The organism is Algoriphagus sp. (assembly GCF_030694375.1).
GTDB lineage: Bacteria > Bacteroidota > Bacteroidia > Cytophagales > Cyclobacteriaceae > Algoriphagus.
In genome coordinates this window covers 1-14,836 of sequence record NZ_JAUXYL010000042.1, presented here as the reverse complement: position 1 = coordinate 14,836, position 14,836 = coordinate 1, and the positions used below count along the sequence as shown (strand labels likewise).

At 42.4% G+C, this 14,836-nt stretch carries 16 protein-coding genes; 11 read left to right on the top strand and 5 right to left on the bottom strand.

Features of this window, described 5'->3' with window-relative positions:
* The first annotated feature begins 259 nt into the window (after positions 1–259).
* The gene (gene fabG, locus Q8M62_RS17600; protein ID WP_304902252.1) at positions 260–1,006 is read left to right on the top strand and encodes a 3-oxoacyl-[acyl-carrier-protein] reductase; all 747 of its coding nucleotides are present in this window, start codon (positions 260–262) and stop codon (positions 1,004–1,006) included.
* Positions 1,007–1,418: 412 nt separating this feature from the next.
* Here fabG and Q8M62_RS17595 read toward each other — a convergent pair whose 3' ends face one another.
* Complete coding sequence (locus Q8M62_RS17595) at positions 1,419–2,603, bottom strand: DUF4221 family protein (RefSeq protein WP_304902251.1); 1,185 nt, start codon at positions 2,601–2,603, stop codon at positions 1,419–1,421.
* 348 nt (positions 2,604–2,951) lie between these two features.
* Positions 2,952–3,404 carry a heme-binding protein gene (locus Q8M62_RS17590; RefSeq protein WP_304902250.1) on the bottom strand — a complete coding sequence of 151 codons (453 nt, stop codon included), beginning with the start codon at positions 3,402–3,404 and terminating at the stop codon, positions 2,952–2,954.
* Positions 3,405–3,533: 129 nt separating this feature from the next.
* Here Q8M62_RS17590 and Q8M62_RS17585 point away from each other — a divergent pair, with 129 nt between their 5' ends.
* From Q8M62_RS17585 to Q8M62_RS17575, 3 genes are all read left to right on the top strand, one after another.
* Entirely contained in the window at positions 3,534–4,631 is a 1,098-nt protein-coding gene (locus tag Q8M62_RS17585; protein WP_304902249.1) for a Gfo/Idh/MocA family protein, read from the top strand.
* A 176-nt stretch (positions 4,632–4,807) separates the two neighbouring features.
* Positions 4,808–5,260 (top strand): hypothetical protein, encoded by a 453-nt coding sequence (locus tag Q8M62_RS17580; RefSeq protein WP_304902248.1) that lies wholly within the window; start codon positions 4,808–4,810, stop codon positions 5,258–5,260.
* A gap of 302 nt (positions 5,261–5,562) precedes the next feature.
* Entirely contained in the window at positions 5,563–5,814 is a 252-nt protein-coding gene (locus Q8M62_RS17575) for a hypothetical protein (protein ID WP_092733353.1), read from the top strand.
* A gap of 306 nt (positions 5,815–6,120) precedes the next feature.
* On the opposite strand, the gene Q8M62_RS17570 is transcribed toward Q8M62_RS17575, so the two are convergent.
* The 3 genes from Q8M62_RS17570 to Q8M62_RS17560 all read right to left on the bottom strand — a co-directional run bounded on the left by Q8M62_RS17570 (position 6,121) and on the right by Q8M62_RS17560 (position 8,954).
* Entirely contained in the window at positions 6,121–7,740 is a 1,620-nt protein-coding gene (locus Q8M62_RS17570) for a Gfo/Idh/MocA family protein (RefSeq protein ID WP_304902247.1), read from the bottom strand.
* A 13-nt stretch (positions 7,741–7,753) separates the two neighbouring features.
* The gene (locus Q8M62_RS17565) at positions 7,754–8,239 is read right to left on the bottom strand and encodes a DoxX family membrane protein (protein ID WP_304902246.1); all 486 of its coding nucleotides are present in this window, start codon (positions 8,237–8,239) and stop codon (positions 7,754–7,756) included.
* Positions 8,240–8,522: 283 nt separating this feature from the next.
* Positions 8,523–8,954 carry a thermonuclease family protein gene (locus tag Q8M62_RS17560; protein ID WP_304902245.1) on the bottom strand — a complete coding sequence of 144 codons (432 nt, stop codon included), beginning with the start codon at positions 8,952–8,954 and terminating at the stop codon, positions 8,523–8,525.
* Positions 8,955–9,621: 667 nt separating this feature from the next.
* Between Q8M62_RS17560 and Q8M62_RS17555 the strand changes: the two genes are divergently transcribed.
* The 7 genes from Q8M62_RS17555 to Q8M62_RS17525 all read left to right on the top strand — a co-directional run bounded on the left by Q8M62_RS17555 (position 9,622) and on the right by Q8M62_RS17525 (position 14,619).
* Positions 9,622–10,269 (top strand): hypothetical protein, encoded by a 648-nt coding sequence (locus Q8M62_RS17555; RefSeq protein WP_304902244.1) that lies wholly within the window; start codon positions 9,622–9,624, stop codon positions 10,267–10,269.
* A gap of 5 nt (positions 10,270–10,274) precedes the next feature.
* Positions 10,275–10,622: a DUF6717 family protein gene (locus tag Q8M62_RS17550; RefSeq protein ID WP_304902243.1), complete on the top strand. Its 348-nt coding sequence runs from the start codon at positions 10,275–10,277 to the stop codon at positions 10,620–10,622.
* Positions 10,623–10,731: 109 nt separating this feature from the next.
* Positions 10,732–11,880 (top strand): hypothetical protein, encoded by a 1,149-nt coding sequence (locus Q8M62_RS17545; RefSeq protein WP_304902242.1) that lies wholly within the window; start codon positions 10,732–10,734, stop codon positions 11,878–11,880.
* Positions 11,881–11,897: 17 nt separating this feature from the next.
* On the top strand, positions 11,898–12,119 hold the full coding sequence (locus tag Q8M62_RS17540; protein WP_304902241.1) for a hypothetical protein: 222 nt from the start codon (positions 11,898–11,900) through the stop codon (positions 12,117–12,119).
* Positions 12,120–12,284: 165 nt separating this feature from the next.
* A complete protein-coding gene (locus Q8M62_RS17535; RefSeq protein WP_304902240.1) occupies positions 12,285–12,878 on the top strand; it encodes a DUF6088 family protein in 594 nt (197 codons plus the stop codon).
* A gap of 142 nt (positions 12,879–13,020) precedes the next feature.
* Entirely contained in the window at positions 13,021–13,914 is an 894-nt protein-coding gene (locus Q8M62_RS17530) for a nucleotidyl transferase AbiEii/AbiGii toxin family protein (protein WP_305668231.1), read from the top strand.
* Between the two features lie 483 nt (positions 13,915–14,397).
* Positions 14,398–14,619 carry a hypothetical protein gene (locus tag Q8M62_RS17525; RefSeq protein ID WP_304902238.1) on the top strand — a complete coding sequence of 74 codons (222 nt, stop codon included), beginning with the start codon at positions 14,398–14,400 and terminating at the stop codon, positions 14,617–14,619.
* Positions 14,620–14,836: the final 217 nt, after the last annotated feature.

Below are 14,836 nucleotides of genomic sequence, written 5' to 3'. Positions count from 1 at the left end.
GCAAAAATAGGCCTTTTGACTTCAGAAAAAAATCCAATACGGTTCAAGGATTTCATGCGAAAAGCTGCTAAAGCTGAATGATTTGCCCATTTTGAATGAAAATTTTAGCAAAAATTCAATGGCCTTAGTAATATTTTGCAAAAATGAATTTTGAGTGTTTAATTCTTTGGTTTTCAGTACAAAGCCAATTCTCTGGTCTGTTGAAAAATAAAAATCCGGGCTTTTTTTTTACTTTTGACCGAACAAAATTTTACACTTCATGGGATTACTTTCAGGAAAAACCGCATTGGTTACAGGAGCTTCTAAGGGAATTGGAAGATCAATTGCGATTCGATTTGCATTGGAAGGTGCAAATGTCGCATTCACTTTTTTGTCCAGTGTGGAAAAAGGACAGGCGCTTGAAGCCGAATTGGAGGCATTTGGCGTAAAGGCGAAAGGCTATCGATCCGATGCATCTGACTTCAAAGCTGCTGAGCAATTAATTAATGACGTGGTAGCTGACTTTGGTGCCTTAGACATTTTGGTCAACAATGCCGGAATCACCCGTGACAACCTTCTGATGCGCATGACTGAGGAAGCTTGGGACGAAATCATGAATGTAAATCTCAAATCCTGCTTCAATACGGTGAAGGCAGCTTCCCGCACGATGATGAAAGCAAAGGCCGGTTCGATCATCAACATGACGTCTGTAGTCGGGGTGAAAGGCAATGCAGGTCAAGCAAACTATGCAGCTTCGAAAGCTGGAATTATCGGATTTACGAAGTCGGTGGCTTTGGAATTGGGTTCCAGAAATATTCGATGTAATGCCGTGGCGCCGGGATTTATCGAAACTGAGATGACAGGCGCTTTGGATGAAAAGACGGTGCAAGGTTGGAGAGACGGAATCCCGATGAAGCGTGGCGGACAGCCGGAAGAAGTGGCCAATGCCTGTGTCTTTTTGGCGTCGGATATGAGTAGCTACATCTCAGGGCAGGTGCTGCATGTGAATGGAGCGATGTATACCTGATGATTTGAAATTTGAAATTCAAAATCTGAGATTAGAGCGGCTGGAGCGATTCAGCCGTTTTTTGTTTCCCACAGACCTGACTGCCGTCAGGCAAGTTTGGCACAGAAAAGGCAACAGATTAGATCAGAATTTTGAATAGGAATGTGGCTTTAGCCCGTTCCTTAGAGGATTATGATCTAAGTGGGGCTTTAGCCAAATCATAGTTCTTTTTTATTTCCCACAGATCTCACAGAAAAGAGCACAGATTTTCACAGATTTGATAACTAATTAATAGGAATGCGGCTTCAGCCCATTCCATCTAGAGTTAATCTCATCACGGGGCTTTAGCCAAACATTCATCCATTTTTCTTTCCCGCAGATTGGCGCAGAAAAGGCCGCTGATGCGCGCGGATTTTTAAACGTTGATTAGAGCTTAATTTTTAAATCTGGATAGGTCGATTTTATAGAATTCGTATTCATCTTCTGACTTTTGTTCGGGTTTGTTGATGAAAAGGCCCTCGGATGTTAGGAGCCAGTTTTCTAAATCCAATTCCGATTCAAAATCAAAAAAGTATTCTCCAAGTGGATCCCAATCTCCAGAATATATACTCAAAACATAGTGTTTTGTCCGCTCAAAATTAGTCTCTCCGACTTCTGATTCATTTATTTTCGAACATTTGAGAATTAAATCTTTGTCCTCATCATACATCAAAAATAGATTGGTAGATGCTTCCTTAGGCAAGGCCCACACGGTAAAATTATTTCCCCAAGGGATTACTTCAGTGGGTAGAAAGTTAAATTGGACTCTCGAACTTGGTGTGATTTTTTTTACCAAATCCACTCCATCTAAAACATAGATTTCATTTGATCCAGGCCAGCCTAAATAATATAGGTCTCTCTTGGAATCAAAAGCTCCAACTAGTGCGGTAGCAGTAAAATCATTTTTAAAAAGTTCATATCCAGTGGGTATAGAAAAATTGCTGGTTGATACTTCCTGCGTCTCAAGGTTGACAAATAAAATCCACTCTTTAAAATCAGTTTGAAACTCAGATCTCATTTCACCGGGACCGGGTCTGTCCTTCCAATTAATAATTGAGTTTGGATTCAAACCGAGTTGAATAAACGGTGCTCGAAAGTCCGAAATTTTAGAGCGTGCGATTGGAATTTCGATTTCATTTGATTTAGAGAAATCCTTAATCGCTGAAACTAATCTGACCTGGATTCCATCTCGATCATACTCTCCGATGTCACCATACTGGTTTATAAGGAATATCTGATTTTTGGATTTGACAATATTTATAAATATTCCTCCTTTCATGGATTGAGGACCTTCTGTGGGAATTTCCACACGATCGACCTCCATACCAGTTTTTGGATCCGAAAAGATAAAAGCCCATCCCTTGAATTTATCCGCTGCTTTGGTGGTAAGAATCAGTTCTTTATTACTGTCTTTAATGACTCGGGGATTGTATATGCCCTTTGTAAGAGAGTCTAAGTGAAGTGAAAAGTCTCCAACAATTAACTCCTCCAATTTACCTTGGTAGATTTTTTCTGAAGGAGCTGGTGAGCAGGAAAAAATAATAATCAGAATGAGTAAATAGGAATAGGTTTTATTCATTTTAGGTATTCAGCCGTTTATTTTCAGTAATGAAGTTGATAGGGATTGTCCAATTGAAATCCAGATTTTTGAATAGGAATGCGGCTTCAGCCCATTCCCTAGATGATTATGATCTAAATGGGGCTTTAGCCAAAGATTTAGTAAGTTTTGTTTCTCACAGATTTGCACAGAAAAAGACACAGATTTTCACAGATTTTTTTTTGAATAGGAATGTGGCTTTAGCCCATTTCTGGGAGGATTATTATCCCATTGAGGCTTTAGCCAAATAATTAGCCCTTTTTCTTTCCCGCAGATTTTCGCGGAAAAGGTCGCTGATCGGCGCGGATTTTTAATGGAATCCATCCTTTCTTAATACCCCTTCACTCCGGCTTCTGCAATGATCCCATCCTGTGCAGAAGTCACTCCTGAAATCCCGATCGATCCGACGATGATTCCATCTTTAAATATTGGAAGTCCACCTTCGACCCCCACTGCATTGGGAAGGGTAGCGATTCTGCCTCCACCTTCACCTTTCATGGCTTCTTCAAAGACTTTCGTAGGTCTCTTGAAAAACACTGCGGATTTGGCTTTGGCCTGAGCCACGTCAATCGAACCTATTTGCACGCCATCCATGCGTTTTAAGGAAATCAGATGTCCGCCATCGTCGAGAATGGCGATGACTACATTCCAGCCTTCGGCAGTGGCTTTGGCTTGAGCTGCCGCGGTAATTCGCTCTGCATCAGCTATTGATAAATAAGGTTTGGTTTGCGCAAAAGCAATCATCGGAAGGGCAAGGAATACAAGAATTAGGAGCTTTTTCATAGTTAGGGAGGTTTATTGGGTTGACTGTTGAATTTATTTCGGAAGAATATTATTTGAAAATACCTCTAGTTTGGTTTTTATAAAAGACAAAGAACCAATAACTTATTTTTTCAATCAAATTTTGACTCTATGACCTCTAGACGCGATTCCCTCAAAACCCTTGGACTGGCTACCGGACTTGGGCTTTTAGCTCCTTCCAGCCTTTTTGCGTGCAGCAATAAATCAAAGAAAGATAAACTCGGTGTTGCCTTGGTTGGACTCGGTTACTACAGCACTGACCTTCTCGCTCCAGCACTGCAAATCACCAAGCATTGCTACCTCGCCGGTATTGTGACGGGAACCGCTTCAAAGGCGGCTACCTGGAAAGCCAAATACAATATCCCGGATAAAAACATCTACAACTACGAGAATTTTGACACGATCGTGGACAATCCGGATATCGATATAGTTTACGTGGTGCTGCCTCCATCCATGCATCGGGAGTATGTGGTGCGTGCCGCAAAAGCCAAAAAACAGGTATGGTGTGAAAAGCCCATGGCTGTGACCGTGGAGGAGTGTCAGGCCATGATTGATGCTTGCAAAGCAAATGGTGTTGGGTTATCGATCGGGTACCGCTGTCAGCATGAGCCCAATACCCAAGCTTTCCAAAAAATCGTCAAAGAAGGATCTTTGGGTAAAGTGCTGAGCCTAGACTGTGCAGCAGGGTATCGAGAAGGAAGAACCGACCACTGGAAGCAAAAGCGCGAAATGGGAGGAGGAGTGATTTACGATATGGGCGTTTACTCCATTCAAGGTGCAAGGTTGGGGGCGAATATGGAACCTGTTTCAGTTAATTCTGCCAAAGTCTGGACGGAAAGGCCTGAAGTATATAAGGATGGTCTGGGCGAAATCGTGGAAGCGGAACTCGAGTTTCCCGGCGGCGTGATCGGAAAGATCAAGACCTCTTTTGCAGAAAACATCAACTTTCTGAATATCCAATGTGAAAAAGGACTGATCGAAATGTCGCCTTTCCAGGGATATGCAGGAAATAAAGGTAAGAGCCCACTTGGAGTGATCAATTTTCCTTATGATGTGCCTTGGCAGCAAGCCAATCAAATGGATCAGGATGCCTTGGCCATCCTAGCAGGCAAGTCTTACCTCGTGCCGGGTGAAGAAGGTTTGCGTGATATTCGGATTGTGGAGGCGATTTTGGAAAGTGCCCAAACCGGCGGTAAGGTGCTTATTTAAGGTGTAATCGGGTTAAAACGCTAGGGCCTGAAACCAATTCAGGGCAGGTAATCTTTATCCGCCGAAGTACCCGCAGAACCTTATCTCAGAATGCTAAATCATTTTCTTTGCTGACTTTCGTCATATGTTCAAGGATTAGCGTTAGGTATTATTGTGATTATCAATCAGACCAAACTATGAACTCCAGACTTTCGAAAAGCAGCATTTTGCATGCCTGCACGATCAAGCAACAAATGACCATTTCTGATTTTGAAAAAGAAGTGGCCCGGCTCAAGTCGGAAGTTACCACGCGTGATGAAAGCCCAAGCCAGGGTAACCGCGGTGCATCCGAACAAAACGAATTATTGGTGAGGATGGAACACGAGTTACTTTTTTTGAGAAATGAGCTGATGACTCTGGGTAATATTGATCCGGATTTGATCTGTGAAGAAATAGAAGTCGGAGCGGTCGTCGTCACCGATCAGCGGATATTTTTCGTCAGTACCTCGATTGAATCAGTCGACATTAATGAAAAGTCGGTATTTGGTTTGTCCGTTCATGCACCCATCTATGCTGAGATGAAAGGCAAAAAAAAGGGAGAACTCATCGAATACAATGGACTTCGGTACAAGATTTTGGATGTGTATTGATTTAGCTAGAGCTAAAAACAAGAAAGTTAAGGGTCCCAACATTCAGTTAGAAGGTTGGGATTTTTTTTTACAACATCTAGTTGAAATTGAGCTGAATGAATAGTTAGTATATGTATCCGTGAACCTGCACATAGCCTTTGAAATTTGGATTGGAGGACAGATTTGCTAAGCTAAGGACCATGGACGATGGTCGAGGATCCGCAACTTACTGGGCCAATTTTTATCCAACGTGCATCCTTGCGGATACTCATAATAGTTATTTGCTTTCCCTACTTTTGCAAGAAATCAAGCGCTAGTTTCACATGTTCGAAGGCCTCAAATATCCCAAATCCCTAGATGAAGCACAATTTAATTCCTGGATGGAGGCAGGAAGGGCGAGTCCGATTTCCTATTGCTACTTGTTGATTTTTTGGGACGAGCTGGATGAAAAGTACCTGCCGGGGTTCGCAATCCGGCGGAGTGAAATCGAGGAACATGAAAAGTATGGCTATTCGCCTGCCCGGCAATTATTGGTGGCGGCTTATGATTTGTACTCGGAGTCAAGGGTGGGGTAAACTATTCAGTCCAGCAATCCCCTTTTCCAACCATCAAATCAGTTTAGAAAAGGAATGATTCAAGTATTGAACTCATCTGTATTTTATTTTTATGATTACCCGCAATTCTACCAGTTTGCTAAAATTGAACTTGAAAAAAGCGGATAATCGTCGACAGACGACCGTCCACTCCCGATGGCAATCGGGAAGCAAGTCCACAGCTCGTCTCATCGGACTTCTAGCCTTATTTCCTATGGCTACTGGTAAGAAATCGGATATACAGAAAAGAAAAAATGACGCATAAGCTTGAGATGCGTCATTTCATTTTCAGCTAATGGAATTGTCCAAAAGGATAGCATCCAAGTCTTCTCCCGGCAGGGAAATGATTCGCTCACTTTCGGAATCCCATTCGATTTTTCGGCCGGTTTTATAAGAAAGTCCTGCCATATGTGCGGTGATAGCTTCCTCAAATCCTTCCTGAATGCCACAGCTTGGTTCTCCTCCCAATCGGATGCAGCTCAGCCACTCCCGGATGTGTAAGAAGGTAGAATCTACACGCTTGCCATCCCGATAGGTCCATAGCAGTCCTTTATTTGCGAAGTACTTGGTCGTAGCGGAGGTCACAGCATCGACACCATCGGCAGTGGGGTCGTATTGGTAGATGGGAACCGAAGGGTCGATCCGTCCTTCTGCGATCATGTCCTTGTACTTGGTGGATCTCGGGTCGGCATAGATAGTCAGGATATTGCCCAGTTCCATACTGCCGTCATGGCCCATCAGTACGGTACCCCGGTCAAACTGATTTCCCAAGGTAGCACTGTAGACAAGGGTCATTCCTTTTTCTTTCCCGCTTTCCTGACTTGAACCGGTGCTGAATTCCGGAAAATCCATATTCACCTGCATCACATCCGGTACATTTCTGCCATCACGGTGGGTATAGATTCCTCCCGAGGCCGTGACATACTTGGGGATCCCCATTTTAAGCACACAATTTATTCGATCGTAGTCGTGGGTAAGCAAGTCTCCGGATAATCCCGAACCATAAGCCCACCATTTTCTCCATCGGAAAAAATGCTCCGGATTGAATGGGACTGAAGGGGAATTGCCCAAAAAGGCATTCCAGTCAATGGTTTCAGGCGAAGCCTCCGGATGGATCTCATATTGCCAGGCTCCATTGCCATCATTTCGGTTGGTGTTGGTTACGACCAGGGAGATGTGGCCCAGAGTGTTTTTGGCTATGGCATCCTGAGCGGTCAAGAAGCTGAGCGTCTGCCGATGTTGGTGCCCTACCGCCAAGATAGCTTTGGGGTTTTTTCTGACTGCCTCTCTCAGCAGATAGGTCTCGCCGATCGTATGAGTCATCGGTTTCTCAATGTAGGCATGGATTCCCGCCTCAATTGCAGCCTGTGCCATTGGTGCATGCCAGTGATCCGGGGTAGCAATAATGACTGCATCGACCTCTCCGCTGTTAATCAGGTCCAGGTAGCTTTCGTAGCGCTTACAGGTATTGGATTCGTTATTGAATGATTTTAGGGCTTTTTCGGCCCGAACATCAAAAATATCACAGATTGCCGTGAGTTTGACATTGAGGTTTTCCTGAGCTTTGAAATCTTCCAATCGCTTGTCTTTGGGGTCCTCCATGAAAGCCTTTGACATGGCCTCAACCCATTCATTGGTCGCAAATCCCAGTGCTCGCATCAGTTGCTCGCCTCGTATGCCAAAGCCGATAAGACCGATTCGTAAGGGGTCGCCACTCATAGGGCCGGAGGCAGGAGGGGGGCTAGCTTTGATGTTTAATTTTTCGAGGAGGAAATCTTTTTCCAGTTTCGACCTTTTAGTGGTATCTATCCCAGCTGCCCATACAGCGCCTAAGACCGGGATTCCTGCCAGGCTTTTAAGCAAATCTCTTCTCGAAAAGGCTGCAAATAATTTTTTGTCAGTTGCCATGATTTCCGTGTTTTTAGGGTTGAGTTTGGATTTCCTTTTTGGTGAAAAACCGTTCCAGTCCAAAGGAAATGGAAGTAGGGAACAGAAAAATCACCACTAGGGCCGCAGCTTCGATCAGGTTTTTATTGATGATCCAGTAGCTCCCCTCGGCAGGTCCCTGAGGATATCCGGGAAAAGGCGGATGGGCAAAGTAGTACAAAAGCAAAAGACCTATTCCGATCAGACTTGCGACCTGCGTCTTGAAACCCAAAATCAGTCCGACACCTACCAAGAGTAGTGCGGCGATATTCAAAGTATCAATGGTAGAAATCATGGAATCACTGGCCAACCAGTGGAAAAAGGACTCCATGTACGTAGCACTGAGTAGGTAGCCCTTGGCTGTCCATGAGGGGCTATAAAGCTTGATGACACCTTCGTAAAGAAAATGCCATCCGATGAGGATTCGCAGAATAACCAAGGCGCTGGTCTGCGGGGGAGATAAAAGGGAAGGTCGGGTCATACCGTGGTTTTTTTTGGTTTGATCAGGCGATACTACCTACAATTATCCACTCAATACATGAGGATAATCAGCTTAAAGAATGAGGTTTGTCTTGAAAAGGAAGGGGCTAAGAAATCCCATTTTGTTGGTTTTTTCCCAGTTTAAAAAGGGTAATGGGAATAGGTCCGAAGGGATGTTCCCTATTGGCTTTGTTTTTTGTTTCTTGGACTTCCGGCAAAGCTGCCGTTCGAATTTGCACTGTCAAAGGACCCGACACAGGATTACTTTTCCATTGTCCGACAAGCTATTCCTTCCAGAGCCCCTTCTTTTTATTCCGGGCTTCCCGCTCCAATTTCATAAAGAGCTCCACATATTTCACATTGGGCGGATAGGTGGCCACGTTGGCATAGCCCTCCTTTACCAAAAGGGCATTCAGAAACGTACCGTCTTCCAGAAAGACATAGGCCAAGGTTCGCTTGTAGCGGTCATATCGCCCCACATCATATTCCAAGCGGACTCGTCTGCCTGTAAGCAATGCCTTGACAAAGTCCGAAGCCTCCTTGCCAAAATATTCAACCTGAGTCCTTCCGGTATTTCTGACTTCGGGGGTATTTACTCCGATCAACCTTATTTTCTCTTCCTTGCCCCTGGAATTGATTACCCAAAAGGTGTCGCCGTCCACCACTTTGGACACCTCCAAAAAGTCTGTTCTTTGCTGGCTGAAGGCAGAAAACATAAAAAATATGGCTACAAAAAATAGAATACTTCTTCTCAATAAATGGTCAGTGACAGGGGTAAAATTTACATTCGTAAAAGCAACAAGGGTAAATTTATTGATTTTTTACCCTTGTTTGGATAACAGGGGTAAAATTTACGCTCGTTTGGAAGATGGGGATAATTCAAATCAAACCTAATTCACAGTATAATGTGGAAAATGGTGAGAATAGAGCTGTCGGTTCAATAAAGACCTTTGTTTTCACGTTAAAATGTGATTTTTAAGCTTAGTGGTCATAAATGGTTCTATTCTCTGTATGTTTTTCGGATATAATGACAGCTTAGTTTTAGTGTGTTCTAGGAAAGTGCCCTGAAAAGAATAATGCCCCATACAATACCCCATACAAATTAGATGACTGCAGGATTAAACTCTACACAATGGCTATCCTATTACCCGGAATAATTTCAGAAGGAGTGTTTCGCTTGATTTAGTCCCCTTTAAGGAAAAGAGGTAGGCACATTGTCCCGATAGAGATTGGTTTTGGTTCGTAAGAATGCCCTTTTCAGTTTGTAAAAACGCCAAATCCGAACAAGAGAATTTTTTTGTCCAAAGGTGGACTACAAGCTTGCAGAGATTTAGCTGCATCATGGTATTGCCGGAACTTTCGGAAGATTTAACAAACAAAGCCATGAACAAACAAACTTATTATCATCTGGTCCTCGACCGAAGCGGCAGTATGGACTCCTGCTGGAAAGAAGCAAGACAAAGCTTTGAATCCCAATTGCAGGGATTCAAAGACAAACAGGTCGAATTCACAGATCAGGATTTATTCTTTTCCTATTGTGCATTCAATCAGGCACTGAAATTCTCTGAAGGCATCCTGCCGATTTCTCAAGCAGCCATTGACTGGAGAGAAATTTTTCCCGACGGAATGACTTCGCTTTATGATGCGATCGGAAGCAGCATCCAATTTCTGAAATCAAAATTGAGGACTGAGCTTGAAAATGAGCACACCGACGTGGTCATGTTAATTCTCACGGACGGCTTTGAAAACTCATCCAGGATTTTCAATGGACATGAGGTCAAGCGTCTGATCAATGAGTTGGAATTAAGCGGGAAATGGCAATTTCTTTTCCTCGGTGCCGGGCTGAATGTGGAAGAGGCAACTCGAGAATTGGAACGAAATGGGAAAAACTCTTTCAGTTTCGAGAAAAACACCATAGCTGCCTCAATGAATTTTGTCAGCGATGAGATAACTGACTTCATGAAATTGAAATCAGAGGGTGCTAAAAAGGATGAGTTTTTCAAAAATAAATCAGCTAAAAATCAATTCTAAAAGCCATGCAAAACCTTAGATTTTACAAAGAAAATGACGACCGCTGGTACGTGGATTTACCAGAATGGACTGGGTCAAAAGCAGATTTGGAAATGGTCTGTGGAGCCGATATCTTATTGGATAAGTTGAGCAATCAAGGGGCGGAAGTGGTGTGTAAGGTTTCGGAAATACCTGTCGAAAACTTTGATCTCCTCGAATATATTCGGGATGCTCATGAAAGGCAAAACGGGGCGTTCTATAAGACAAGAAGCATCTTTGGTCAAGATTTTAATCTGGAGGTTTGGTTGTGCGATGTAACCCTGTTTGTATTCGGATACTTCCCAAGAAAAATCTATTTAGGTGTCGAGAGCTAATTGCAAATTGTCACTTTTCAAGATCAAGTCTTGATATTAGGCAAAGATTGAGTAATATAAATCCTGGCTGTAACACGCCAGGATTTTTCAAACCATCAATTCTTCAAAAATGCATACGATCTGGTTGATTCGTTCTCATGAATACTCCGCCGAAAAATTCTGGGAGGTACTTGAATTATTAAAAACTTTTCAAGGTCCGCTTCAATTCAGGACCCAAGAAAAACACTTGGAAATTCCCCAGGACCAGTTGGAAGAGGTTCCCTTTGAAACTATTGATCTGGATAGTCAGAAATTGGAGCCAATGGTGGTGTATGAAAAGATATCCAACTCCATGGTACAATACTTCGAGCCGCCTCCGTCCTATCATAAGGTGTCATGGGAAACCATTTTTGATCAATGCCAGGAATATCGAACCAGCCAGAGGATTTCCGAAAATGATTTTATCGTTTTGTTGACCGAGCATTCCAATGAATATGGCTGGTTTACGGCAGGTGATCCAAAGGGACAGCGGAACTTATTTGTTCACACGGCATTTTGGGAGCACTACACGGGGAGTGATCATCGGTATCCAGTGGCCTATCATGTAGTTTCTGCTGTTTTAAAACGGCTCACATTTACCAATTACAGTGATTTAAATGCCTATCTGCACAAGGAGGCCCGTGGTTGCATGAATGATTTCTGTGCTGAGAAAAAGAAGGTTTCCCTAAAGCTTCGCACTGCTGATATCTGTCCTGCTTGCATGGATTTGATGGATAGAAGGAATGTGGACAGGGCTGTCATACGTCAAGTTCTGTCAATAATTGAAGGAATTCGGGATCAGATGCTATTCAAAAGCAGGTGGAAACTGGATCCAAAGCCCCCGAAGCTTCAAGTCAAAGGAGAAAGCAAACGGATTATTTTTCCGGATTTGGGCAGCTTGGAGGTGAAATTTACTCCTCTGGAAAAGACGCTGTTTCTCTTGTACCTGAATCATCCCGAGGGGATTAAATTGGTTGAGCTTAATGATTTCAAACCTGAGCTAAAAAGGATTTATGCCGGTCTGTATAATGGAAGCGATCCGGCGATGGTTGAAGTAAGTATTGATTCATTAAGTAATCCATGGAAGACCAATTCAGCCAGTGAAAAGCTTTCAAGAATCAAATCCAAATTGATCCATGCCTTAGGAACAGACTTGGCCCAGTTCTATTATCCCAAAGGTGAAAACGCAGAGGCGAGAAAGATTGAGGTAGAAAGAGAATGGGTGGAGTATTCTGAGTGAGGTGTGTAATGCATATCATGGCATTCTCAAAAAAGTACATCGGTAAAGGAAAGCAAGTCGAAAATAGGAACATCGTGGAAGTGAGCCTTAAATTGGAAGAACTACATGACCACACCTTCGAATATGAAGGAGAAACCTATGTCAAGTTCAATGTGGCTAGGCTTAAAGAACCTGATCAGTACGGTAAAACCCACACGATCTATGTCTCTGTCAAAGATCCTGATTCAGAAGAATCTTAAGAAAAGCCCTTCGGGGCTTTTTTTATTTTCCTTAGTTCAATTAAGCGAAAAGCCAGGAAATCTATTTAGTTCTGTCACAAATATTGGTAAGATTTGTGACAGAACGATTATAATATTTGTCACAAAAAGAAACTATATTTGTGACAAATAGGTGAACCTGAAATTATGGAAAGTGTTGAAAAACAAGTAGAAAGGCATATTAAACAGAAACCATTGGGTTCTTTATTCTTTCCAGATGATTTTTCGAGTTTCGGTTCGTCCGAGGCAGTAAGAAAAGCATTGGAACGATTAGAAGATAAAAAGGTCATTTTCCGAATAGCACAGGGGATATATACCCGACCTAAGAAAAGTAAGTTGATTGGTGAAGTAATGCCATCAGCCGAGGAAGTGGCCGAAGCAATAATAAAGCGGGACAGGGTGAGAACAGTTCCGACTGGCTCCTATGCATTAAACGCACTGGGACTGAGTACGCAGATACCTATGCGGATTGTTTTATTGACGGATGGCTCTCCAAGAGAAATAAAAATCGGAAAGCGTACAATTAAGTTTAAAAAGACAACCCCTAAAAATCTTCTGGCAAAGGGTAAAATAAGCCGCCTAGTCATTCAAGCTTTAAAAGAAATAGGGAACAGTCAAGTCACAGAAAGTGAAGAGGCGAAAATAATAAAGCTACTCAAGCAAGAGGAGGAAAAGAATTTGATTTACGATATTGGGCTTGCACCAGTTTGGATTCAAAAAATTATGAGGAAAGCTTTATAAAATGCAGAAAGGCAATTTTTACACGCTTGAGGCATCGGAAAAACTACTCATCTTTCAAGACATCAGTAATAGAACAGGGATGCCTGCTTTCGCTGTAGAGAAAGACTGGTGGGTGACTCAGGCCTTAAGAATCATCTTTGAAATGGAGGTTGGTCAAAGTCTCGTGTTCAAAGGAGGTACATCACTAAGTAAGGCATGGAAGCTAATCCAGAGATTTTCCGAAGATGTTGATTTATCGATTGATCGCGCTTTCTTAGGTTTCGAAGGAGATCTATCCAAAAACCAAAGAACCAATCTTAGGAAACAAGCTGGTATTTATACGACTGAACCATTTTATCAAGAATTAGAAGCAAGGTTCGTCGCAAAAGGATTTCATGATGTCAACTTTGAAGTGATTCCTGCCGAGGATAGCGATCAAGACCCCAGAATTATTCTTATTCACTATCCAAATTTGATAGAAACACCCGATTACGTTTTGCCAAGAGTACAAATTGAGGTTGGTTGTCGATCCTTACGAGAGCCATACACCGTTAAAAAGTTTGGGTCACTTGTCGATGAAAACTATGAAGGGAGAGAGTTTGCCTCACCATTGATTGATGTACCCACAGTAACTCCGGAAAGAACTTTCCTGGAAAAGCTATTCTTACTTCATGAGGAATTTCATCGTCCTCCAGAAAAAATGCGGGTGGATCGTTTAAGTCGTCATTTGTACGATGTGCATCAATTGGCAAATTCTGAAATAGCCGAGAAAGCGATCCATGACAAAGATCTCTATGAAACTATAGTGAACCATAGATTTACTTTTTCAAAAGTACGAGGGATAGACTATAATAGCCTTAATCCAAAAACACTGGATCCAATGCCCATACCAGAGGTGATTGAAGCATGGAAAGCGGATTATCAAAAAATGCGTGAACAAATGATTTTTGAGGAAAAGCCGCCAACCTTTGATGAACTGCTCGAGAGTATTAAGAAACTGAAAGTTAGGATCTCAAAGCTGGATTGGGTTTTTTCATTGGAGTTTCCTAGTAAATAAATTCAATGGATGAAATGCCCATGTAAATGGCTTCTCACACAGAGGAATGATTATTTAGGTTATTCATTCCATGTGGCCATAAAAAACAAATTATAAACAGATGAAATCAAGCCTGCCTGAGGCAGACAGGCATGACCCTAAGCGACACACAGAGGTATGATTATAATGCATGCGAAGATTCCCTGTCCGTCGACAGGCGGGCATGTGACCAATAAAAAACAATTATAAACACATGAAATGACCTTTCAATTTATCTGTTCTAGCATATTTACCATTGGATAATCATGCCCTATTCCGGTTTTATCCAATTGTATGCACAAAGGTCGGATGGCCTATCAGTTTCAAAAAATTGAGGCTTTCAGCAGAATTTTCAAAAAACGGGGTTTCCAACGGACTGCCTCCCAGTTTTTAAATTCTAATTTTTCTACACCTTCCCTGCCCTCCTAAATGACCTGCATAAATTTTAACTAAAACCAAAATATCATGGCATTTTCAAAAAAGTACATTGGTAAAGGAAAGCAAGTCGAGAACATGGACATCGTAGAAGTGAGCCTAAAATTGGAAGAACTACATGACCACACTTTCAAATACGAAAGAGAAACTTACGTCAAGTTCAACGTTGCTAAGCTTAAAGAGTCTGATCAGTATGGAAAGACCCACACCGTTTATGTTTCTGTCAAAGATCCGGAATCAGAGGAATCTTGATTAAAAAGCCCTTCGGGGCTTTTTAAAATATATAATCAAGTGAAATCTGAAATTTTAAAAAAACCAAATACGCCAGTAATGCATACGCCGATTAAATTGACCCCCTGTCGCCGCTGGAAATTGACCCCCTAGAGTTACTTGGATTTTTGGGTCAGAAAAGTGGAATTCTGGAAGGCGAAGTTAAAGGTTGGCTTGGTTAATTTTTCGCTTTTTTCGC